This is a genomic window from Mesorhizobium sp. B1-1-7, assembly GCF_006442705.1.
In the GTDB taxonomy this organism is placed as follows: domain Bacteria; phylum Pseudomonadota; class Alphaproteobacteria; order Rhizobiales; family Rhizobiaceae; genus Mesorhizobium; species Mesorhizobium opportunistum.
This window is the reverse complement of the sequence record NZ_VFWQ01000009.1, coordinates 91,042-113,759: the sequence shown is the minus strand read 5'-3', so window position 1 is coordinate 113,759 and position 22,718 is coordinate 91,042. Positions and strand designations below refer to the sequence as shown.

Genomic DNA, 22,718 nt, shown 5'->3' with positions numbered 1-22,718 from the left:
CATTTCAAGCCGGCGATTGGTTCGGGAGGAAAGTCAGGAATGTCCGAGGTTCATGTCCATCGCGTCCAGCCGGCGTGGAAGAAGAATGCGCTGATCGACAATGATACCTACCTGAAATGGTATGCCGACAGCATCAAGAACCCGGACAAGTTCTGGGGCAAGCACGGCAAGCGCATCGACTGGTTCAAGCCCTACAGCAAGGTCAAGAACACCTCCTTCGACGGCAAGGTCTCGATCAAGTGGTTCGAGGACGGGCTGACCAACGTTTCCTACAATTGCATCGATCGCCATCTCAAGAAGCGCGGCAACCAGACCGCCATCATCTGGGAAGGCGACAACCCCTACGACGACAAGAAGATCACCTACAACGAGCTTTACGAGCATGTCTGCCGACTCGCCAATGTGATGAAGAAGCACGGCGTCAAGAAGGGCGACCGCGTCACCATCTACATGCCGATGATCCCGGAGGCCGCCTATGCGATGCTGGCCTGCACGCGTATCGGCGCCATCCATTCGATCGTCTTCGGCGGCTTTTCGCCGGACGCGCTGGCAGGCCGTATCGACGACTGCAAGTCGACTTTCGTCATCACCGCCGACGAGGGCCTGCGCGGCGGCAAGCCGATCCCGCTGAAGGAGAACACCGACAAGGCGATCGAGATCGCAGCCAAGGCCGGCACCAAAGTCGAAAAAGTGGTGGTCGTGCGCCGCACCGGCGGCAAGATCGGCTGGGCTCCGGGCCGCGACGTCTGGTACCACGACGAAATCGCGACGGTGAAGGCCGAGTGCAAGCCGGAGAAGATGAAGGCCGAGGATCCGCTGTTCATCCTCTACACCTCCGGCTCGACCGGCAAGCCGAAGGGTGTGCTGCACACCACCGCCGGCTACCTCGTCTATGTCTCGATGACGCACCAATATGTCTTCGACTATCATGACGGCGACATCTACTGGTGCACCGCCGATGTCGGCTGGGTGACCGGCCACAGCTACATCGTCTATGGCCCGCTCGCCAACGGCGCCACCACGCTGATGTTCGAGGGCGTGCCGAATTATCCGTCGCAGTCGCGCTTCTGGGAAGTCATCGACAAGCACAAGGTCAACATCTTCTACACCGCGCCGACCGCATTGCGCGCGCTGATGGGCGCCGGCAACGATCCTGTGAAGAAGACCTCGCGCAAGTCGCTGCGCGTGCTGGGATCGGTCGGCGAGCCGATCAACCCGGAAGCCTGGGAGTGGTATTTCAACGTCGTCGGCAACGGCAAGGTACCGATCGTCGACACCTGGTGGCAGACCGAGACCGGCGGCATCCTGATCACGCCGCTGCCCGGCGCCACCGATCTCAAGGCGGGTTCGGCGACGCGCCCCTTCTTCGGCATCAAACCGCAATTGGTCGACGGCGAAGGCAAGGTGCTGGAAGGGGCGGCCGACGGCAATCTCTGCATCACCGATTCCTGGCCGGGCCAGATGCGCACCGTCTATGGCGATCACGATCGTTTCGTGCAGACCTATTTTTCCACCTACAAGGGCAAGTACTTCACCGGTGACGGCTGCCGCCGCGACGCCGACGGCTACTACTGGATCACCGGCCGCGTCGACGATGTCATCAACGTCTCCGGCCATCGCATGGGCACGGCCGAAGTCGAATCGGCGCTGGTCAGCCATGAGAAGGTCTCCGAGGCCGCCGTCGTCGGCTACCCGCACGACATCAAGGGCCAGGGTATCTACAGCTACGTCACCTTGATGAAGGGTGCCGAACCGACCGAAGAGCTGCGCAAGGAGCTTGTCGCCCATGTCCGCAAGGAGATCGGCGCCATCGCCTCGCCCGACAAGATCCAGTTCGCGCCGGGCCTGCCCAAGACGCGTTCCGGCAAGATCATGCGCCGCATCCTGCGCAAGATCGCCGAGGACGATTTTGCCGCCCTTGGCGACACCTCGACGCTCGCCGATCCAGCCGTGGTCGACGACCTGGTCGCCAACCGGCAGAACAAGAAGGGCTGATGCGGGACGCGGCCTTGCTCGGCACTGTCAGCGAACTCTGGCGCTATCCGGCGAGCTCGCTCGCTGGCGAACGCGTGGAGGCGATCTCGGTCGCGCTCGAAAGCATCGACGGCGACCGCATGTTCGGCCTGGTCGATGCATCCGACAACGAGATCGCCCGGCCGGACCGCGCCGAGAAATGGCACAAGGTGCCGTTGATCCGCACCCGGTTGAACCCCGCTCGCCAGCTCGAGGTCGCCGTCCCCGACGGCGAATGGCTGCCTGCTCCCGGCGTCGAGAGCGACCGCGCGGTGTCGGCCTATCTCGGCTTCGAAGCCTCGATCCGGCCGTTCCGCCAGGAGAATGCGCCGGGCTATTCCGGCCCATTGACGGCGGAGCGCTACCGCAAGGCGCCGATCCATCTCCTGACCACGGCTTCGCTGGCGCGCCTGAAGGCGCTGCATCCGGACGGCGCAGCCGACCCTCGCCGCTTCCGCCCCAACATCGTCGTCGACATGGCGGCGATCGAAGGCTCGTTTCCGGAGACGGAATGGATCGGCCGCAAGCTCGCGGTCGGCGAATTGCTGCTGACGATTTCCGAACCATGCCGCCGCTGCGGCTTCACCATCATCGCCCAGGACGGCTTCGACAACGATCCCGGGATCCTGCGCAACCTGGTCCGCCACAACGCGCACAATCTGGGAGTCTACTGTACGGTCGACAAGCCAGCCAGCATCAAGCTCGGCAACGAGATGCGGTTCGTGTAGTCAACGATAAAGATCGGCCCGCGTCGGCGGCAGGCCGCTCGGGCCGCGTGCGCGCTTGGTGACGACGGTCTGGAAAATCTGCGCCGAGGCGCGCTCGAAGGTAATCGAACAGCCGGTCAGATAAAGCAGCCACAGCCGCGCCTTGGCCTCGCCGACCTCGGCGATCGCTTCATCGAAGCGGGCGTGCAGCCGCTCGGCCCACAGTCTGCAGGTGCGGGCATAGTGTTCGCGCAAATTCTCGACATCGTAGACGAGAAAGCCATGCGCCTCCAGATTGCCTGTTGTCATGCCGATCGTGTCGAGCTCACCGCCGGGAAAGATGTATTTGAGCAATGCCTTGTATTCCGGTCCCTTGCGCAGGGTCTTCTTCATGTCGCCTTTGCTGCGCCTGGTGATGGCGTGATGCAGGTAGATGCCGCCCGGCTTCAGCAGCCGGTGGACGGTGGAAAAGTAGGCGGCGTGGTTGGCGATACCCAGATGCTCGAACATGCCGATCGACGATATCTTGTCGAAGCTGCCGGTGAGCTCGGCATAGGATTTGATCTCGATGGTGATGCGGTCCTCCAGCCCCTCGGCGCGGATGCGCTCGCGGGCGAGGTCGGTCTGGGCCTGCGACAGCGAGACGCCGTGGCCGACGACGCCGTAATTCTTCGCTGCATGGATCAGCATGGCGCCCCAGCCACAGCCGATGTCGAGCAGCCTTTCGCCCGGTTTCAGCCGGAGCTTGCGGCAGATGTGGTCGAGTTTGTCGGCCTGCGCCTGGTCGATGCCGTTGGCGAAATCCTTGAAGTAGCCGCAGCTGTAGACCATTCGCTCGTCGAGGAAGAGCCGGTAGAAGGCGTTCGAAATGTCGTAGTGATGCTGGATCGCTTCCTGGCTCGAACCGCTGACATAGGGATTGCGCCCGGACAGATCGGTCCGCGTGCTCATCTGCTTGCGTGACAAAAGCACGGAAGGCAGGTCGCGCAGGATCGCGAGCTTCGGCAGCGACTTGATCTTGGTCCGCAGCTTGCCTTGCGACGGCAGGGCGTAGAAATCGAACAGCGTCCCGTCTTCGATGTCTATGGTCTTGGAAATCCACATCTCGATCAGCGTCGACAAAGACGGTCGCCTCACAACCTGCCAGACGATGTCCTGGTCGTTGACGGTGAGCACCGGCCCGCCGGCGGGGCCGATCCGCTCGCCGGTCCACAGCCTGACGGCAAAACCGGGCTTCAGCGTTTCGATCACCGTTCGAACGACTCGCGCGGCTTTCTCGGTAGCGTCCATTGCTCCCTCCCCCTGCGGCTCGATGACGCGATCTTGTCTATTTGGCGCGGAGATCGCAAGCGCCCTGAAATGCTCCGTGGTTCCGACAAGGTGCCTTTTTCAGCATGGCACCTTGTCATTTGCTGCAACGCACCCCATCATGTCCATGTGTTCAACAAATCGAAAGGAGGTGATCCGATGTCGAGTGATTTCGTTTTCCAGAACGTGGCCTCGCAGGATTGCACTTTCGGGAAGCAGTCTTCCCGTTAAGGCGCGAGATGCGCGGAGGGTGACCCTTGGGTCGCCGCCACAGGCCGCGCCATGGACGGAAACACGGAAGGCCGCCGGCTTCGCAAGAAGCGGCGGCCTTTTCCTTTTTGGGCGGATTACTGGGTCAGTGCGACCTTTTCGGTGTTGCGGATGATTTCTTGAAAGGCGGCGTCCAATTCTGCTCCGGTAGACGCCTCGAAGTAATGTCTCTCGGCGGCGGAGGCGTCTTTCGACGAACAGCCCTTCAGCACCGCCTTTGCCTGGTCCCGCTCGGTTGCCGACATGTCCTTGTCGTTCAGATCGAAGCCGATGGTGAAAATCTCAATGCCGTCATTTTTCATGTTGCCGCACAGCGCTTCGGCGTTGCCGCGCGCAAGGTCGCCCTGGCCGTTGTAGCTCCCCCCAGCCCCGGCGAAGGCGGTATTGAACTGGCCATCGGTCATCAGGATAGCAACCTTGGCAATCTTCTTCGCATCGGCATCCGATGCGCCGTTGCCGAGACCGGCATTCTTGATCGCGGTGCGCCATTGCGGCGACAGCATATAATAGGTCCACTGAATGGCGATCGCGCCGGCCGTATAACCAGCGGCCCGGAAATCGTCGATCGAATCGAGCAATGCGTCGGAATCCGCGGTCAGCGGGATCACTTCCGCATCAGGGCACCTGTTCATTCCCCCGCCATCGAGATGATCGTCCCGGTTGACCAGGGCATAATATTTCTTGCCGTTCCTGTCCGTGCGAACCGTGTCCGGGCCGTCGGCGCTCAGATCCGCATCGCCATTCTTGTTCTTGCGCTCTGTGGTGCAATTATCCGGATGTGGCATCGCCGCGCCAACAATGGAGATGTAGTCGCTGAAGGACGGCAGCAAGGCTTTGCCCGTCTTGGCGACAAGAAGCGAACTGCCTGCGACAGGTGGCAGCTCCGAGCTCCCTTGCGTCTCGGCATAGACGTTTTCCGCTAGCTTGCCGGCGTTCACGCCAGACGCGTAAGGCACAATCGCGACGCGGATACGGGGCCTCTTGGGATCCTGGTTCTGGAGCATGGTCTGAACGGCGTTTCTCGCGGCTGCTCTCAGATCGCCGATCTTGTCGACGTTGCCCCGCTTGGCCATCGATCCTGTGATGTCGAGCATCATAGCCACCTCGACCGCCTTGTCCGAATAGAGCGCGGTGGTGGAAGCGGCGACGCGCTGCATGTCGCCGATGCCGAACAGCGGAAAATAGAGGGCGACATCGACATGCACATTTGCTTGCACGGTTTTAGCCGTCTTGTCGACGATCAGCTTGTCGAGCACCACCTGGTCCGGCTGCAGGATGCCCGCCGCGCTGTTGGCCACGAGAAAGGCCTTCACCGAATTGTCGGCATCGGCTTCCTTGATGACCCCGGTGGTCAGGTCGCGTGCCGTTGATGTCACCGCGGCGTCGACCACGCCTTGCAGGCTCGATTTGGCATTGTAGAGCTGCGAGATGTTGACAGAAAAGCCGGCGGCCAGCGCCAAGACGGAGGCAGCAAAGCCGAACAGGACCGCGAAATTTCCACCGCGATCTCTGGCGAACCCGCCGACCGCGTGAACAAGACCCCCGTAATTCCGCATCTCCAACAGCCTCCGCTTGCCTCGGCCTCGTCGCCGCGCAAAAGGCAATGCAGGATTCCAGCCGGATGACGCCGTGACGCTCCGAGAGCGAGCGGCTCGCAACTACCGCATTGTTTTTGTTGAACTTTGGTACGCGTCAGGGTGAATGACCGGTAAATGCAAAACCGCCACCGCGATTTCGTTTACGAGGCGCTTACCATGCTGGGCCCAGGGATCGCGGCACATCCGGCGACGTCCTGTTGCGGCACAGCGCTTGTGTGCCGAAGCGGACCAGTTGTCCCGAGCTTGCTGAGGCGGTTGCGGCGCGAACGGAACACTCAGGCCAGCATCCGTGCGCTGACCGTCTTGTCGATGCCGTGGTAGGGCGGATTGAACAGCCTGCCTTCCTGTTCATAGGTCCATACCTTGAACAGGCTGAGCCGGTGCGGGCCGAAGCTGTGCAGCAGCGGCACGTCGATGGCGTCGCGGCCGCGCGCGATGACGACGCGGCCGGTCCTGGGCCGGTTGTGGCGCGGGTCGAACGTGTACCATTTGCCGTCCAGGAACACTTCCATCCAGGCCGAGAAATCCATCGGCGCCGGATCGATCGGCACGCCGATGTCGCCGAGATAGCCGTTCACATAACGCGCCGGGATGTTCATGCAGCGGCAGAGCGTGATCGCCAGATGCGCGAAGTCGCGGCAGACGCCGACCCGTTCCTCATGCGCCTGCGCCGCCGTGCGGGTCGAACGCGCATAGCCGTAGCCGAACGACAGGCGGTTGTGGACATAGTCGACGATCGCCTGCACCCGCGCCCAGCCGGATGGAAGATGACCGAACAGCTGCCAGGCGAGGTTGCTGAGATGATCGGTCTCGCAATAGCGGCTGCCGAGGAGATAAACGAGCACCTCGTCGGGCAATTCGGCCACCGGCAGTTCCCTGGCCAGCGTGTTGACCTCATCCGGCTCTCCGCTGTCCGCGACCACCGCGTCGTAGAGGATGCGAAAGCCTCCGGCAGGCGCGGTGAAGCGGCGGCAGGCATTGCCGTGCATGTCATGGTAGAGCCTGGTCGGCACGGATGGCGATGTTAGGACGCGCGTCTGCCGCTTGATGTCGGCCTGCCTGTCCTTGTGGATCTCGAGCAGCGAAATCACCGGAGTGGCCTCGGCGCATTCAATGGCGATTTCATAGCCGAGCCGGATCAGCATCGCAGGTCCCCCCTTCAACGGTCATGGAAAGCAGTGTCGTTGAAACGCCAGAGGGGAGCCGTGGTTCCCTGGCCCGTCCGAAAAGACACCCTCGCGCCTTCCCATGTCGGCGCCTTGACGTTACGGTTGCGCCCTCCCTCGACACGCTCCCCGGACTTCAAGGAAAATCATGTTTGCAGGCAGAAAATTCGCCGCCTTCCTCTTCGATATGGACGGCACGCTCATCAACTCCATCGCCTCGGCGGAGCGGGTGTGGAGCGATTGGGCACGCCGCCATGGCCTCGACGTCGCCGCCTTCCTGCCGACGATCCACGGTGTGCGGGCGATAGAGACCATCACCGGCCTTGCCCTCCCAGGCGTCGATCCGGCGCATGAGGCCGACCTGTTGCTGAAAGCCGAGGCCGACGATCTGGACGGCATTATGCCGATCGCCGGCGCCGTGACGTTTCTCGAGGCGCTGCCCCCTGAGAGCTGGGCGATTGTGACCTCAGCGCCACGCTCGTTGGCGCTTGCACGCATGAAGGTTGCCGGCATTCCGGTTCCCGCCGTCCTCGTCGCGGCGGAAGACGTGTCCCGTGGCAAGCCGGCGCCCGACTGCTTCCAGCTTGGCGCAAGACGGCTCGGCGTCGACGCGCGCGACTGCCTGGTGTTCGAGGATGCCCCGGCCGGCATCAGGGCGGCCGAGGCAGCGGAAGCCGCGGTCATGGTGATCAACGCCACGCACCAGCATCCGATGGCGACGCAACATACCGCCATCGCAGGCTACGACGCCGTCGGCATCACCGTCGACGAGCGCGGCTGGCTGGCGCTTGAGGCCCAACGCAGCGCCGCCTAGGGGTGGCGCTATCGGGTGTGTCGGGATTCAGGTCAGACCGAGTCGAAAATGGTGGCCGGTCTCACCTGAATCTTAACATACCCTAAAAATCGCTGGTCAGGCCTTTGACTTCCCAGTCGCCGTAGCGGCCGGGTTCCTTGCCGCCACGGCCGCCGATTTCCTTCGGCAGGGCAGCCTCCTTCTCGCGATATTCGGCGCGCCGTGCCTCGGCTTCCGCGAGGGCACGGCGGGCGGCTGGCGTCAGCTCTTTTGGCGGCGTGTCGCCATCGGTTTCGGCCGGCGTTTTACTGGGTTCGTCGTTCATGCGATATTTCCAGCGGATTGAAACGGGGACAGGCGTTTCCCATCATATAGCGATGAGCCGAGGACTATCGACCCCCTTTCGCGATCTGGACAGGAGCAGCCGATGAACACCATTCGCACCGCCATGCTTCTTGCCGCGATGACGGCGCTGTTCATGGGCGTCGGCTTCCTGATCGGCGGGTCGGGCGGCATGATGATCGCGCTGGTGATCGCCGCCGGCACCAATTTGTTCAGCTACTGGAACGCCGACAAGATGGTGCTGTCGATGAACCATGCCGTCGAGGTCGACGAGAAGAACGCGCCGGAATATTACGCCATCGTCCAGGCGCTGGCCCAGCAGGCCGGCCTGCCGATGCCCAAAACCTATCTGATCGACAGTCCCCAGCCGAACGCCTTCGCCACCGGCCGCAATCCGCAGAACGCCGCGGTTGCCGCCTCCACCGGCTTGCTGCAGCGGCTGACCCATGAGGAAGTCGCGGCCGTCATGGCGCACGAACTCGCCCACGTCCAGCATCGCGACACGCTGACCATGACCATCGTCGCCACCTTTGCCGGCGCCATCTCGATGCTCGGCAACTTCGCCTTCTTCCTCGGCGGCAACCGCGACAACAACCCGTTCGGCTTTGTCGGCGTGCTGGCGGCGATGATTGTGGCGCCCTTCGCCGCGATGATCGTGCAGATGGCGGTCAGCCGCACCCGCGAATACGAGGCCGACCGGCGCGGCGCCGAAATCTGTGGACACCCGCTGTGGCTGGCATCGGCGCTTGACAAGATCGCCCGTGGCGCCGAACGCATTCCCAACCCCGATGCCGAGCGCAATCCCGCGATGGCGCATCTCTTCATCATCAATCCCCTACACGGCGAGCGCATGGACAGTCTGTTCTCCACCCACCCGGCCACCGAGAACCGCATCGCTGCGCTGCAGGAAATGGCGCGGCGGATGGGCGACAGTGCCCCCCGGACAGCGGAACGCAGGGCGCCTGCGCCGCCGCGGGCCGACGAACCGCAATCGGCCGGGCCGTGGGGCAAGCCGGCCGCACCGGAACAGCCCGCCGAACCCGCCAAGCCGAACTCCAATCCATGGGGTCGCAACCCGACCGGGCCCAAGGGCCGGTGGTCGTGAGCGTGGCGGACAGAGGACCTCGACGCACGGTTTCAGGCGAGCAGGAACACAAGGACGGCGGCGAATTCGTCGCCGGTCTCGCTGTCCGCAAGGCGGCTGCGCGGCTGCTTGCCGCCGTCATCGATGCCAGGACGCCGCTCGACGGCCTGACCGACCACGAGAACGGCCATCCGCAATACAAGGCGCTCGATCCGCGCGACCGTGGCCTGGTGCGCGCCATCCTGGTCACCGCGCTGCGCTATCGCATGACCATTACGGGATTGCTGACGCGGCGCCTGGAAAAGCCGCTGCCGCCCAACGCCACCGCTTTGTCCCACATCCTGCATGTGGCGGCCGCGCAGATCCTGTTCCTCGATATTCCCGACAGCGCCGCTGTCGACCTGGCGGTGACCCACGCCAAATCCGACCCGCGTACGCAGCGCTTCTCCGGCCTGGTCAACGGCGTGCTGCGCACCCTGGCGCGTGCCAAGGAAACGGAATTGCCCGCCGCCCTTGCCGCCACCGACGAAGCGCCAAAATGGTTCTCCGACCGGCTGGAGGCCGCCTATGGCGCCGACAAGACGAAGCAAATTCTCGCCGCCCACCGGCACGAGGCGCCGGTCGACTTCACGGTCAAGGCCGATCCCGAGCTGTGGGCCGAAAAGCTCGGCGGCATCGTGCTGCCGACCGGAACGGTTCGAGTGGAAAATCTTGCCGGCCCCGTTATCGAACTGCCCGGCTTCGCGGAGGGCGCCTGGTGGGTGCAGGATGCGGCGGCCAGCTTTCCCGCCCGGCTGTTCGGCGATGTCAGGGGGCTGCGCGTCGCCGATCTCTGCGCGGCGCCCGGCGGCAAGACCGCGCAGTTGATCCTGGCCGGAGCCAGGGTCACCGCTGTCGACACCTCGAAGAACCGGCTGGCCCGGCTAGCGCAGAATCTCGACCGCCTCGGCCTTGCCGCGGACATCGTCCAGGCCGACCTGATCAATTACGAGCCGGCGGAACTGTTCGACGCCGTGCTTCTCGACGCGCCCTGCTCGTCGACCGGCACGGTGCGCCGGCATCCCGACGTGCCCTGGACCAAGACGGCGGCCGATGTCGAAAAACTCGCCGATCTGCAGAACAGGCTGCTGGCCCGCGCCGTCACTCTGGTCAGGCCGGGCGGCCGGATCGTCTTTTCCAATTGTTCGCTCGACCCGATCGAAGGGGAGGATCTCCATCGCGCGTTCCTCAAGGCGACGCCGACAGTCGCCGACGATCCCCTGCATCAGGGCGAGATTGCCGGCATCGATTCGTTCTTGACGGCGCAAGGCACTTTGCGCACCACGCCCGCGGATCTCGATCTCGGAGCGCCGGAGCGCTCGGGTCTGGACGGCTTCTTCGCCGCGCGCATGCGCCGGGCAGTTTAGGGCGCGTTCAGGTCAGGCCGGCATCACCCTGAATATCGCCTAGGGTGTGCTGAGATTCAGGTCAGACCGAGTCGAAAATGGTGGCTTCCGAGAACCGGAGCGGAGCGTACTTTTCGTACGTGAGCACCGGAAGCGCAGGAAGCGGCCATTTGCAGGCCGGTCTCATCTGAATATCAACACACCCTAAAGCATGTCGTCCAGACTCCAGTGGTTGCTCCAACGAGCATCGATTTCGTCGTCGACATTCTGGTAGCGGATATCCGTCGACAGCCGGATCAGTCCGTTTTTGCTCTGGTTGGTCGTGGAGGCATGGATCATGTAGGGTGAGTGAAGGACGATGTCGCCCGCCTCGAAATCCGCCATCAGCCACCTTGTATCGAACCGTTCCGCCATGTGAGGCAGGTCCTTCGACACCCAGCCACCCTCTGTCATATTGCGGTTGTAGGCGCTGATGCGTTCCTCGGGACCGAGATCGGCATTTTCCTTGGCGAATTGTGCCTCCAGGGTAGCGCCGATGGCATGCGATCCCTCCAGGTAGATGAGACCTCCCATGTCGATCGAGGCATCGCCGATCGGTATCCAGGCCGTCACCACGCGGCTTGTGCCGCCGCGCAGATAGACGAGGTCGTAATGCGCGGGCGTCGCGGTGGCGGTGCCGGGCAAGGTGAAGCGCATGATCTTTCGCTTGTGCAAGTAGGATAGCCCGCCCGTGAAAGCGTCCATCAGGCGCGATAGGCGCGGCTGCGCGCAAAAGCCCTCATAGGCTGTCGAACGGACCACCGACATCAAGCGGCGATTGGCGAGCTGGTGATCGATAGCACTGTCGGAAGCGATACCGAGCGAAGGGTTGGTCGCCGGCTTCAAAAGTCCGCTATCGGCAAGATGGGAAAGCACCCAGCCGCGAAACTCGATCACTTCACCGCGCGGCAAGAGCCCTTTCAGCCAGACATAGCCTTGCGTTCCAAAAAGGCGGCGAATGGCCTCGACGCCGACGGAAGGGTCCGTCGGGGAAAGGTAGCCCAGCCTGTTCGGCATCGTTGACAGCACCTTGCCGTTGGCTGTCAAGGCAACCGGCGGGGCGCCCCGCAATGCCTGTTCGCCGGCTGATATCGACATTTCAATCACCTGGATGGCTTCGACCTTGGCAGAACAATAGCTTGGTATCTCAACTCTTCCCATGGGTGGAAAACCGACCCGGACCCTTTCGCTCATGACCAGCCGGCACTATGCCTGGTGCCGATCGCCACCGCCACAAGAGGACATAAGTCGCGGCATGAACCGGGTGTATGACCCGGAAAAGACGTGACTTTTTTAGGGACGACCCGGCCACGGCCGCGTGAAGTGGCTCGATCAGGCGAAATCGGCCTTCGCATAAGTTCTTGAATCATATAAACTTGCACCGGGGTAGAGGACGTTCAGGAGGGCTTTTGGCACTGGTTGCCAGCAACACGACGCGTCTTTGGACGCTTGTCGCGAAGGAGTTCTGGCGCAAGACGCGCCGGCGCTTGCGCGCCGGGCCAGTCTATCGCTGGCGCTATTCCGGGCGCACGCCCGAACGCGTGCTGATCGCGCCGCCGGACTTGCGCCTCGCCGACCCGCAGATCGCGCTCGAGATCTATTACGGCCGCTATCCCTTGTCGGGGCATCTGGTCGAGACCGGCGGCAAGTCACCCTTCCAGATCAATGTTCCAAATCACGGCTGGCAAAAGACGCTGCATGGCTTCCGCTGGCTTCGCCATATGCGTGCAGCCGGCACCGAGCTTGCCGCCGCCAATGCCCGCGCTCTGGTTTCCGACTGGATCACCATGCATGGCAGCCATATTTCCGGCATCGCCTGGGAACCTGGCATCACGGCCAAGCGCATCATCGCCTGGCTGCAGCATTCTTCCGTGGTGCTGCAAGGCGCGGAGTTTCCGTTCTATCGCGCCTTCCTGAAATCGCTGGCCGTCCAGATCCGCTACCTGAGGTCGATGGCCCGCGAAATGCCCGACGGCAAGGACCGGCTGCGGGCTCGCATCGCGCTGGCCTTCGCGGCACTTTCCCTGCCGGCACCGGCTTCGGCGCTGCGCGGCGCCACCCGCAAGCTGGCCGAGGAACTCAACCGCCAGATCCTCGCCGACGGCGGCCATATCTCACGCAATCCGATGACGGTGCTGGAAATCCTCGCCGACCTTTTGCCGCTGCGACAGACCTACGCCAACCAGGCGGAGGCGCCGCCGCAGGCGCTGATCGGCGCCATCGACCGCATGCTGCCGGCGCTGCGCTTCTTCCGCCACCAGGACGGCAGCCTGGCCCGCTTCAACGGCATGGGCGCCACGATCCACGACCGCATCGCTACCATCCTGCGCCACGACGACACCGCCGGAGCTCCGCTGCTGCACGCGCCGCATTCGGGCTATGAGCGGCTGTCGATGGGCGGTACCACCGTCATAGCCGATACCGGCCTGCCGCCGCCGGTCGACGTGTCCAACGCGGCCCACGCCGGCTGTCTTGCCTTCGAGCTGTCGTCGGGCCGCCAGCATTACATCGTCAACGCCGGCATCGACACCTATGGCGCCGCCGAGTTCCGGCCGCTGGCCCGCGCCACCGCCGCGCACTCGACCGCCACCATCAACGACACCTCGTCGGCGCGGTTCACCCATTCGCTGCGGGTCAACGACCAGCTGGGTTCCCCCTTGATCGGCGGCCCGCAGCATGTCCAGTGCAAGCGCACCGACCAGAAGGGCGTTCACGGCTTCATCGCCCGTCATGACGGCTATCTCCAGCGCTTCGGCTTCCTGCATGAGCGCGACCTGAAACTGTCCTCGAACGGCAATGTGCTCGCCGGCAGGGATCGGTTCCAGCGGCCCGGCAATGCCGCGATCCGCAACAATGGCCGCGACTTCATCACGGTGCGCTTCCATGTCCATCCAGACATCAACCTTTTGCAGGACGAGCATGACCGCCTGGTGCTGACCGCCGATCAGGCCGATACCTGGGTGTTCACCTCGGCCGAAGTGGTGCCGGAGGTCGAGGAATCGATCTATTTCGCCGGTCTTGGCGGCCCGCGCCGCAACCGCCAGATCGTGCTTGCCTTCAAGGCGTCGGACGTGTCCGAAGTCCACTGGCAGCTGACGCGCACCAGCATCGCCGGCTATCCGGAAAACAACTGAACCGCCGCCAAACCAGTCGGCTCGCTCAAGCCTGCTGCGGGATACCGAAGGCCTGATAGGTGCTGAGCGATGGCGGGCCGGCGAAGGCGAAGCGGATCTTGTCGACCATCGCCGCCGCCTCGCCGCTTCGGTCATAGCGCTCGGCATCCTCGGCCGTGCTCCAAACGGTGATTGCCATGAACGTGTCGCGCGCCTGGTGCTGCTGCAGCAGCACTGCGCTGATATTGCCGTTGGCGGCGCGGATGGCGGGGATCGCCTCGGCCTCGTAGACGGCCCGCAACTGCTCCGTCGTGTCCGGCAACGCCCTGAACTGGCCAATACGCACGAATGCCATAGGTTTTCCTCCGTCGCGAGCAGATGAGCTTATACTGGATGCCGCCAAATTGCGTATGAAGCCGTCGAATGACGCGCGGCGCTTGATTTCCGGGCCTCATATGCTACGGCGCGGGCATCCATCACACCAGCCGTGAAAGGCCGCCAGCCCATGGCCCTCGCCGCCAAGAACATTCCCGCACCGGACCTCGTTCCCGTCCGCCGTGCCCTGCTCTCCGTTTTCGACAAGACCGGCCTGATCGACTTCGCCAGGGCATTGGCCGCGGCCGGCGTCGAACTGGTCTCGACCGGCGGCACCGCCAGGGCGATCGCCGAGGCCGGCATGACGGTGCGCGACGTTTCCGAGCTCACCGGCTTTCCCGAGATCATGGATGGCCGCGTCAAGACGCTGCATCCATCGGTGCATGGCGCGCTGCTTGGCGTGCGCGACGATCCCGAACATTCGGCGGCGATGCGCAAATATGGCATCGAGCCGATCGATCTCGTCGTCTCCAATCTCTATCCGTTCGAGGAAGTGCGCCGCTCCGGCGCCGACTACGCCGCGATCGTCGAGAACATCGACATCGGCGGCCCGGCGATGATCCGCGCCTCGGCGAAGAACCATGCCTACGTCGCCATCGTCACCGATCCCGGCGACTACGCCTCGGTGCTGAACGCGCTGGAGATGAACATCGGCTCGCTGTCGCTGGATTTCCGCAAGAAGCTGGCCGCCAAGGCCTTTGCCCGCACCGCCAGCTATGACGCGGCGATCTCCGGCTGGTTCGCCGAGGCACTCGACATCGAGCATCCGACCTGGCGCGCCTTCGGCGGCAGACTGGCCGAGGTGATGCGCTATGGCGAAAACCCGCATCAGGGCGCCGGCTTCTACGTCAATGGCGACAAGCGGCCGGGCGTCGCCACGGCGCGCCAGCTGCAGGGCAAGCAGCTGTCCTACAACAACATCAACGACACCGACGCCGCCTTCGAACTGGCCGGCGAATTCGATCCCGGCCGCTCCGCCGCCGTGGCGATCATCAAGCATGCCAACCCGTGCGGCGTCGCCGAGGGCGCCTCGCTGAAAGCCGCCTACGCCAAGGCGCTGGCCTGCGACCCGGTCTCGGCCTTCGGCGGCATCGTCGCCGTGAACCGCACCCTCGACGCCGAGGCGGCCGAGGAGATCGTGAAAACCTTCACCGAGGTGATCATTGCGCCAGACGCAACCGACGAGGCGGCGGCGATCGTCGCCGCGAAGAAGAACCTGCGCCTGCTGGTTACCGGAGGCCTGCCCGATCCGCGTTCGCCCGGTACGACAGTCAAGTCTGTTGCCGGCGGCATGCTGGTCCAGGGCCGCGACAATGCCGTGGTCGACGAGCTCGAGCTGAAGGTGGTGACGAAGCGCGCGCCGACCCCGGCCGAAATGGCCGACCTCAAATTCGCCTTCCGCGTAGCCAAGCACGTCAAGTCGAATGCCATCGTCTACGCCAAGGACGGCGCCACCGTCGGCATCGGCGCCGGCCAGATGAGCCGCGTCGATTCCTCACGCATCGCCGCCCGCAAGGCGCTCGACGCGGCGGAAGCGGCCGGCATGGCGGAGCCACTGACCAAGGGCTCGGTCGTCGCCTCCGACGCCTTCTTCCCCTTCGCCGACGGTTTGCTGTCAGCCATCGAAGCCGGCGCCACAGCGGTGATCCAGCCCGGCGGCTCGATGCGCGACGACGACGTCATCGCCGCCGCCGATAAGCATGGCATCGCCATGGTGTTCACGGGCGTCAGGCATTTCAGGCATTGAAGCACCTTTTTCCTTCTCCCCTTGTGGGAGAAGGTGGATCGGCGCGACAGCGCCGAGACGGTTGAGGGGTGTTCCAGCGGAGTGAGGCGTTGGCGTTCCCTGGCGCACCCCTCATCCGACCGAGCTTCGCTCGGCCACCTTCTCCCGCAAGGGGAGAAGGAAGAGGCGCTATTCCACCGGCCGATCCGCCGGATAAGGCGTCCTGAGCAGGATCGCCATACCTATAGCCAGGAACAGGATGATCACCGCCATGCCGAGCCGGGCCGAGTCGCTCACCGCGGTGATCGTCGCCACCAGGAACGGCGCCAGGAAACTGGTCGCGCGGCCGGCCAGCGCGTAGATGCCGAAATAGCGGCCGGATTCGGCGGCCGTGACGCTGCGCGCCATGTAGGAACGTGACGACGCCTGCACAGGACCGAAAGCCAGTCCGATGAGCAGGCCGTACAGGATGTAGGCCTTCTCCGCCGCCGTGCCGAACAGCCCGCCGGAATCGGTGGTCGGCAGCTGGATCAGGCCGAGCAGCGTGAAGCCCGGGCCGGTCGAGACGACGCCGATGGTGGCGACCGACAGCATGACCAGCGCAATCATCACCACGGCCTTTGAGCCGAGCGCGGTGTCCAGCCGTGCGGCGACCCAGCAGCCCAAGATGGCGACCACGTTGAGGATGATGCCGAACATGCCGATCTCGGTGATCGACCAGTGGAACATGCCTGCCGCGAAGGTGCCGCCGAGCGCCAGCAGGGCGTTGACGCCGTCCTGGTAGATCATGCGGGCGACGAGGAAGCGGAAGATGCCGCCGCGCTTGCGCACCTCGGCCAGGGTCGATTTCAGCTCCGACAGGCCTTCGCGCACCGCGGGCCCGATCGGGATGCCCTTGATGGCGTCCGGCGTGAAGAAGAACATCGGCAGGATGAACAGGAAATACCAGCCGGCCGATAGCGGTCCGGTGGCCCTGGCGTCTTCGCCGAGCTTCGGGTCGAGCCCGAACAGCGGGTCGATGCCGATGATCGTCTTGCCGGTCTCCGGCGAACCGGCCAGGCAGGTGACGACGAAGATCAGCGCGATCATGCCGCCGAGGTAGCCGAGGCCCCAGGCGACGTTGGAGATGCGGCCGATCTCGCTCTTCGGCACCAGCCGCGGCATCATGGAATCGTTGAACACGGTGGAGAACTCGGCAGCCACGGAAGCCAGCGAGAACAGCGCCACGACCAGGAACAGGTTCGAGCCGGGCGCCGCGAACCACAGCAGGATAAGGCTGGTGATCTTGATCGCGGCGAAGAAGGCGATCCACGGCTTGCGCGGCCCGGTCTGGTCGGCGATCGAGCCGAGGATCGGCGACAGCACCGCGATGACCAGCCCGGCGGCGGCGATGCCGTAGCCCCAGACGGCCTGGCCGGTGTTGGGATCACCAGCCATGCGCGAAACGAAATAGGGACCGAAGATGAAGGTGGTGACGACCGTGAAGAACGGCTGCGCCGCCCAGTCGAAGAACATCCATCCCCAGATGCCGCGTCCGGATGCACGCTGCACTGTTTCTACCGCCATGATGATTCCCCCGGCCGCGCCCGTGTCGGGCGCCATGTCTGCATGTTTTTCATGACCGCGCAAATGACAAGCGTCCAGCTGCCGTTCATTGCTCCTGGGTTCCGTACCCCACGAAAGCTACGCTATGCGCACATCTTGTGTGATTAGCGTGACTGATCGGCCGAGGCTTGATTGCCCCCAATCCGTCGCTGCTTCGCAGCGCCACCTTTCCCCCCTCCGGAGGGAAAGGAAAGGAGCGTTGCTGGACGCGCGTTGACGGCAAAGAGCCTGGCGCCTTTCCTCTGCCCCGTCGATCGGGGGAGAGGTGGCTCGGCGAAGCCGAGACGGAGTGGGGGTCGACCAGCGCGGCATGACAATGCATGCGCCAAGCTGCTATGCACGCTATCGACCTCACATCCCCGTCAGATCGCTCATCAGGCCCGACGCCACCGACAGCCGCGACACGGTGATGTCGCCGCCTTCGGTCAGCGCCTGCAACCGCTCGCGGATGCGCGCCACCCGCTCGCCGCCGGCTTCCAGCCAGGCCGCCACCGGATCCGCCGTATCGGCATGGCCGGTAAGCGCCGCCACCGCGATGCCGCGACGCGACGCGCCGATCGTGTCGGTGGCACGGGACAGAGCGAGTTGGTCATAATAGTCCGAAGGCGTGATCGAGCGCGCGGCGTCCTCGACGCGCGGGATGCGGAAAGCGTCGCTGACGGCGAAGAAAGCCTTGGCCGCGGCGACGATGTCGGCACCGGCGGTGCGCGCCGTCAGGGCGATGTCGGGGATCAATTCCGCCACCTCGCTCAGAGCCAACTGCCCGGCCAGCCGTTCCGGCGCGCCGGCCTTGAACAGCCCGTGCCGCTTCTCCTCGATCCGCTCGCGTGAAAAGGCCGGCAGCAGCGAAACAAGTTTCGGCTCCAGCGCCTTGCGCGCTTCCTGCAACTCGGCGATGCGCTGACCGAGCGGCGCCGTGCCGGCATCGTTCTTCAGATACCAGCCGCTGGTCACATAGATCAGCCGGCTGACCATCTGGTAGAGATCGAGCTGCACCTGGCCGTCGATCTGGCTGTCGAGCGCGTCGATCTCGCGATAGAGCGCCGGCAGCGCAAAGCCGTCGCGCACCACTGCGAAGGTGCACACCACGTCGGCGGCGGTGCGGCCTGTGGCTTCCTGCAGCCGGTTGACGAAGGACGGGCCGCCGCGATTGACGAGGTCGTTGGCGACGACACGGGCAATGATCTCGCGGCGCAGCCTATGGCCATGGATCTCGGCGGCGTATTTCTTGCCCATCCGGTCCGGGAAATAGCCCATCAGGTCGCGGTCGAAATGCGCATCATCAGGCACGTCGCTGGCGACGATGTCGGAAAACAGCACGATCTTGGCGTAGGCGAGCAGCACGCCGAGCTCTGCCCGGGTCAGCGGCTCGCCGCGTGCCTCGCGCTCGGCAAGTGCTGCCGGCGACGGCAGCGTCTCGACGGCACGGTCGAGCAGGCCGCGCGCCTCGAGCGCGGTCATGAACCGCGCCTGATGCGCGATGTCGGCGAGCCCGCGCTTGCGCGCGATCGAAAGCGCCAGCGTCTGCTGGTAGTTGTTCGACAGCACCAGCGAGCCGACCTCGTCGGTCATCTCGGCCAGCAGCTTGTTGCGCGCCGGGCGCGTCAGCGATCCCTTGCGCATGGCCGACGCCAACGCGATCTTGATGTTGACCTCGACGTCGGAGCAGTTGACGCCGCCCGAATTGTCGATGGCGTCGGAATTGCAGCGGCCGCCATTCATGCCGAACTCGATGCGCGCCCGCTGCGTGACGCCAAGATTGGCGCCTTCGCCGATCACCTTGGCACGAACGTCGAGCGCGGTGATGCGGACGGCATCGTTGGCGCGGTCGCCGACCTCGGCATTGGTTTCGGTCGACGCCCTGAGATAGGTGCCGATGCCGCCGAACCACAGGAGATCGACTGGCGCCTTGAGGATGGCGGTCATGATCTCGACCGGCGTGGCGGTCGTCTTGGCCAAGCCGATCGCCGCCGCCGATGCCGCCGGCAAGGTGATCGACTTCTGGTTGCGCGAGACGATGATGCCGCCGTCCGACAGCTTGCTCTTGTCGTAGTCCTGCCAGGATGAGCGGGCGAGAGCGAACATGCGCTCGCGCTCGGCCATCGAGGCCGCCATGTCCGGGTCCGGATCGATGAAGATGTCGCGATGGTCGAAGGCGGCGATCAGCCTTGTCTTCGGCGATAGCAGCATGCCGTTGCCGAACACGTCGCCCGACATGTCGCCGACACCGACGACGGTGAAGGGCGACGTCTGGATGTCGCGGTTGATCTCGCGGAAATGCCGCTTGACCGCTTCCCAGGCGCCTTTGGCGGTGATGCCCATCTTCTTGTGGTCGTAGCCGGCCGAGCCGCCGCTGGCGAAGGCGTCATCGAGCCAGAAGCCGTGCTTCTCGGAGATCGCGTTGGCGGTGTCGGAGAAGGTCGCCGTGCCCTTGTCGGCGGCGACGACGAAGTACGGATCGTCCTGATCGCGCCTGACGACGCCGGCCGGTGGAATGACGCCGTCCAGCCCGATATTGTCGGTGATCGACAAAAGGCTGGAGACGAAATTCTTGTAGGCCGATGTGCCGGCCTCGAAGATCGCGTCGCGCCCGGCGCTCATCGGCAGCTTTTTCGGATAGAAGCCGCCCTTGGCGCCGACCGGCACGATGACCGCGTTCTTGACCTGTTGCGCCTTGACCAAGCCGAGCACCTCGGTGCGGTAGTCCTGGGCGCGGTCAGACCAGCGCAGGCCGCCGCGCGCCACCGGGCCGAAGCGCAGATGCAGGCCCTCGACCTCGGAACCGTAGACGAAGATCTCCCGCCACGGCCGTGGCGCCGGCAGCCCTTCCACCGCTTGCGAGTCGAGCTTGATCGCCAGCGACTGGCCTTTCTCCTTCGTATCGGCAACGAAATGATTGGTGCGCAGCGAGGCCTCGATCAGATTGAGGTAGCGGCGGATGATGGTGTCGTCATCGATGTTGGGCACATCTTCGAGCGCATCCTTGATCTTGGCCTTGAGATGCTTGGCTGCCACCACGCCTTCGCCATCGGCGGTCGGGCCAAGCCGGGCGATGAACAGCGCATGCAGGCCGCGCGCGATGTCGGGATAGCGGTTCAGTGCCGCGGCGATGAAGTCCTGGCTTTGTGGAATGCCGACCTGCTGCAGATAGCGGCCATAGGCGCGCAGGATGGTGATTTCGCCGGACCACAGGCCGGCGGTCTGGGCAAGGCAGTTATAGCCGTCATTGTCGACATCGCCGCGCCAGACCGACAGGAACGCGTCCTCGAACAGCGCGCCGCCATCGCCGAGGTCGATCGGCTTGCCATAGCTGTTCTCCAACTCCATGTCGTGGATGAAGACCCGGCCGGACTGCACGTCACCAACCTCGAAGGTGCGCTCGCTGATGACGCGAAAGCCGATGTTTTCCAGCAGCGGAACCCGACGCGACAGCGCCACCGGGCTGGCATGGTGAAAAATCTTCAGCGCCGCCTGATGCGGCTTCTGCTCGGCATGGCGGTAGTAGTCGATGGCGATCGGATTGTCGGCGCCGATCTTGGCGATGCGCCCGGCATCGACCAATGCCTCCGCCGCGCTGAACGAATCGCGATAGCTCTTCGGCAGCCTCGCGGCGATCGCCTTCAGCGCCTGGTCGCCGCCATGGGCATCCGCCGCGTCGGAAAGGGCATCCTCCCAGGTGCGCACGATGTCTCGGATCGCCGCCTCGATCGTCGCCTGGTCGACTTTCGGCGTCTTGCCGCCGGAACGGCCGATGATGAAATGGACGCGCGCCAGCCCGCCTTCGGGAAAGGCCGGGTAATAGGCCGACAGCCGGCCCTCGAAAACGGTTTTCAGATAGGCGCCGATCTTCTCGCGCACGACACTGTCGTAGCGGTCGCGCGGCACGAAGACGAGGATCGAGACGAAGCGGTCGAACTGGTCGGCACGCACCAGCGCCCGCACCCGTGGCCGCTCGACCAGGCCGAGAATGGCCGCGGCGTGTTTTCTCAGGATCGGCACCGGCACCTGGAACAGTTCGTCGCGCGGATAGCTCTCCAGCACGTTGATCAGTGCCTTGCCGGAATGATCGTGGCGGTCGAAGCCGGACTTTGCGATGATGGTTTCGGCCTTGGACCTGAGATAGGGGATCTTCATCACCGAGCGCGTGTAGGCGGTCGAGGTGAACAGGCCGACGATGCGCAGTTCGCCCGCCAACGCACCCTTGGCGGTGTAGGTCTTGATGCCGATGTAATCGAGATAGATGCGGCGGTGCACCAGCGACTTGGCATTGGCCTTGGTAACGATCAGCGGCTCCGGCCCGTGCAGGAAGGCGCGGATTTCCGGTGTCGTCGTCACCGCTTCGGTGCCGCGCCTGAGCACCAGCACGTCGGGATCCGTCAGGATGCCGAGGCCGGCCTTGTCGGCGCGCTCCAGCGTGCCGCTTTCCTCGCCGCCGGTGTATTTGAATTCGCGCATGCCGAGGAAGGTGAAATTGTCGTCGCGCAGCCACTCCAGGAAAGCTATCGCCTCGGCGACGCTCTTCTTGTCGAGCGGCACAGCCGAATAGCGGAATTCCGAGATCGCCTGGTCGAGCCGGGCCAGCATCGGCCTCCAGTCGTTGACGGCGGCGTGGACCTGGCCGAGCATCTTGCGCAGCCGCTCGGTCAAGCCGTTCGCAGCCTCCGCCGTCAGCCGCGGAATATGAACGTGGATGACGCTCAGCCGATCGTGGCTGCCGTCGTCCTTGGCGAAATTGCCATCGCCGAGGATCTCTTCCACTCCGCCCTTGCCGTGGCGAACGGTGATGACCGGGTGGGTGACCAGGCTCGGCTCGCCGGCGGTTTCTGTGACCTCGCCGAGGATGGAATCGAACAGGAACGGCATGTTGTCGTTGACGACGGTGATCACCGTGACCGGCCGGCCGTCGCGGAACACACCCGAATCGGCTTCGACGGCGACGACGCACTCACCCTTCTTGTGCCCGGCGACCGCCTGACCGGCGAGGTCGGCGGCGCGTTCGAGGTCGGCCACTTCATAGGCCGCGATGTCTTCGGCCGGCGCTCGGGCGAGCAAATAATCGGCAAGCCTGGCTGGCCTTTCCTCCGTTTTCGCCGCCGCTGTTGGCTTCTTCTTCGACTTAGCTGCGGTTTTCACGCTGGCCATGATGCTTCTTGCCTCCCGTCGCATGCTTTTGAGACTATGGTAGCAGATGACC

The 22,718-nt window shown here is 64.4% G+C and carries 15 protein-coding genes; 7 read left to right on the top strand and 8 right to left on the bottom strand.

What is annotated here, in order from left to right:
• Positions 1–39: 39 nt before the first annotated feature.
• Positions 40–1,995 carry an acetate--CoA ligase gene (acs, locus tag FJ978_RS16870; RefSeq protein WP_140573013.1) on the top strand — a complete coding sequence of 652 codons (1,956 nt, stop codon included), beginning with the start codon at positions 40–42 and terminating at the stop codon, positions 1,993–1,995.
• Positions 1,995–2,741, top strand: a complete 747-nt coding sequence (locus tag FJ978_RS16865; RefSeq protein WP_140573012.1) for an MOSC domain-containing protein — start codon at positions 1,995–1,997, stop codon at positions 2,739–2,741. The genes acs and FJ978_RS16865 overlap by 1 nt, the downstream gene beginning before the upstream one ends.
• On the opposite strand, the gene FJ978_RS16860 is transcribed toward FJ978_RS16865, so the two are convergent.
• The 3 genes from FJ978_RS16860 to FJ978_RS16850 form a co-directional block, all read right to left on the bottom strand.
• On the bottom strand, positions 2,742–4,010 hold the full coding sequence (locus FJ978_RS16860) for a cyclopropane-fatty-acyl-phospholipid synthase family protein (RefSeq protein ID WP_140573011.1): 1,269 nt from the start codon (positions 4,008–4,010) through the stop codon (positions 2,742–2,744).
• Positions 4,011–4,375: 365 nt separating this feature from the next.
• Positions 4,376–5,854, bottom strand: coding sequence for a TadE/TadG family type IV pilus assembly protein (locus FJ978_RS16855; RefSeq protein WP_140573010.1), 1,479 nt, complete (start codon positions 5,852–5,854; stop codon positions 4,376–4,378).
• 317 nt (positions 5,855–6,171) lie between these two features.
• Entirely contained in the window at positions 6,172–7,041 is an 870-nt protein-coding gene (locus FJ978_RS16850; protein ID WP_140573009.1) for a transglutaminase family protein, read from the bottom strand.
• A gap of 169 nt (positions 7,042–7,210) precedes the next feature.
• Here FJ978_RS16850 and FJ978_RS16845 point away from each other — a divergent pair, with 169 nt between their 5' ends.
• Positions 7,211–7,876, top strand: coding sequence for an HAD-IA family hydrolase (locus tag FJ978_RS16845; RefSeq protein ID WP_140573008.1), 666 nt, complete (start codon positions 7,211–7,213; stop codon positions 7,874–7,876).
• Positions 7,877–7,958: 82 nt separating this feature from the next.
• Here FJ978_RS16845 and FJ978_RS16840 read toward each other — a convergent pair whose 3' ends face one another.
• Positions 7,959–8,180, bottom strand: coding sequence for a DUF1674 domain-containing protein (locus FJ978_RS16840; RefSeq protein WP_023777560.1), 222 nt, complete (start codon positions 8,178–8,180; stop codon positions 7,959–7,961).
• A 102-nt stretch (positions 8,181–8,282) separates the two neighbouring features.
• On the opposite strand from FJ978_RS16840, the gene htpX reads away from it, so the two are divergent.
• Entirely contained in the window at positions 8,283–9,302 is a 1,020-nt protein-coding gene (gene htpX / locus FJ978_RS16835; RefSeq protein WP_140573007.1) for a zinc metalloprotease HtpX, read from the top strand.
• Entirely contained in the window at positions 9,260–10,687 is a 1,428-nt protein-coding gene (locus FJ978_RS16830; RefSeq protein ID WP_140573006.1) for an RsmB/NOP family class I SAM-dependent RNA methyltransferase, read from the top strand. The genes htpX and FJ978_RS16830 overlap by 43 nt, the downstream gene beginning before the upstream one ends.
• Before the next feature lie 183 nt (positions 10,688–10,870).
• Here FJ978_RS16830 and FJ978_RS16825 read toward each other — a convergent pair whose 3' ends face one another.
• A complete protein-coding gene (locus FJ978_RS16825; protein WP_140573005.1) occupies positions 10,871–11,803 on the bottom strand; it encodes a phytanoyl-CoA dioxygenase family protein in 933 nt (310 codons plus the stop codon).
• 311 nt (positions 11,804–12,114) lie between these two features.
• Between FJ978_RS16825 and FJ978_RS16820 the strand changes: the two genes are divergently transcribed.
• Positions 12,115–13,839 (top strand): heparinase II/III family protein, encoded by a 1,725-nt coding sequence (locus tag FJ978_RS16820; protein ID WP_013892403.1) that lies wholly within the window; start codon positions 12,115–12,117, stop codon positions 13,837–13,839.
• A 25-nt stretch (positions 13,840–13,864) separates the two neighbouring features.
• Here the strand turns inward: FJ978_RS16820 and FJ978_RS16815 are convergent, their stop codons facing one another.
• Positions 13,865–14,173 carry an antibiotic biosynthesis monooxygenase gene (locus FJ978_RS16815; protein WP_013892402.1) on the bottom strand — a complete coding sequence of 103 codons (309 nt, stop codon included), beginning with the start codon at positions 14,171–14,173 and terminating at the stop codon, positions 13,865–13,867.
• A gap of 150 nt (positions 14,174–14,323) precedes the next feature.
• On the opposite strand from FJ978_RS16815, the gene purH reads away from it, so the two are divergent.
• A complete protein-coding gene (gene purH, locus FJ978_RS16810) occupies positions 14,324–15,940 on the top strand; it encodes a bifunctional phosphoribosylaminoimidazolecarboxamide formyltransferase/IMP cyclohydrolase (RefSeq protein WP_013892401.1) in 1,617 nt (538 codons plus the stop codon).
• Positions 15,941–16,108: 168 nt separating this feature from the next.
• Here the strand turns inward: purH and FJ978_RS16805 are convergent, their stop codons facing one another.
• Positions 16,109–17,485: an MFS transporter gene (locus FJ978_RS16805; RefSeq protein WP_041164539.1), complete on the bottom strand. Its 1,377-nt coding sequence runs from the start codon at positions 17,483–17,485 to the stop codon at positions 16,109–16,111.
• Positions 17,486–17,875: 390 nt separating this feature from the next.
• Entirely contained in the window at positions 17,876–22,666 is a 4,791-nt protein-coding gene (locus tag FJ978_RS16800) for an NAD-glutamate dehydrogenase (protein ID WP_140573004.1), read from the bottom strand.
• Positions 22,667–22,718 lie beyond the last annotated feature (52 nt).

Excerpts from the sequence above, each read along its gene's own strand:
- acs (WP_140573013.1), top strand. The coding sequence starts at position 40 with ATGTCCGAGGTTCATGTCCATCGCGTCCAGCCGGCGTGGAAGAAGAAT.
- FJ978_RS16865 (WP_140573012.1), top strand. The coding sequence starts at position 1,995 with ATGCGGGACGCGGCCTTGCTCGGCACTGTCAGCGAACTCTGGCGCTAT.
- FJ978_RS16860 (WP_140573011.1), bottom strand. The coding sequence starts at position 4,010 with ATGGACGCTACCGAGAAAGCCGCGCGAGTCGTTCGAACGGTGATCGAA.
- FJ978_RS16855 (WP_140573010.1), bottom strand. The coding sequence starts at position 5,854 with ATGCGGAATTACGGGGGTCTTGTTCACGCGGTCGGCGGGTTCGCCAGA.
- FJ978_RS16850 (WP_140573009.1), bottom strand. The coding sequence starts at position 7,041 with ATGCTGATCCGGCTCGGCTATGAAATCGCCATTGAATGCGCCGAGGCC.
- FJ978_RS16845 (WP_140573008.1), top strand. The coding sequence starts at position 7,211 with ATGTTTGCAGGCAGAAAATTCGCCGCCTTCCTCTTCGATATGGACGGC.
- FJ978_RS16840 (WP_023777560.1), bottom strand. The coding sequence starts at position 8,180 with ATGAACGACGAACCCAGTAAAACGCCGGCCGAAACCGATGGCGACACG.
- htpX (WP_140573007.1), top strand. The coding sequence starts at position 8,283 with ATGAACACCATTCGCACCGCCATGCTTCTTGCCGCGATGACGGCGCTG.
- FJ978_RS16830 (WP_140573006.1), top strand. The coding sequence starts at position 9,260 with ATGGGGTCGCAACCCGACCGGGCCCAAGGGCCGGTGGTCGTGAGCGTG.
- FJ978_RS16825 (WP_140573005.1), bottom strand. The coding sequence starts at position 11,803 with ATGTCGATATCAGCCGGCGAACAGGCATTGCGGGGCGCCCCGCCGGTT.
- FJ978_RS16815 (WP_013892402.1), bottom strand. The coding sequence starts at position 14,173 with ATGGCATTCGTGCGTATTGGCCAGTTCAGGGCGTTGCCGGACACGACG.
- purH (WP_013892401.1), top strand. The coding sequence starts at position 14,324 with ATGGCCCTCGCCGCCAAGAACATTCCCGCACCGGACCTCGTTCCCGTC.
- FJ978_RS16805 (WP_041164539.1), bottom strand. The coding sequence starts at position 17,485 with ATGGCGGTAGAAACAGTGCAGCGTGCATCCGGACGCGGCATCTGGGGA.
- FJ978_RS16800 (WP_140573004.1), bottom strand. The coding sequence starts at position 22,666 with ATGGCCAGCGTGAAAACCGCAGCTAAGTCGAAGAAGAAGCCAACAGCG.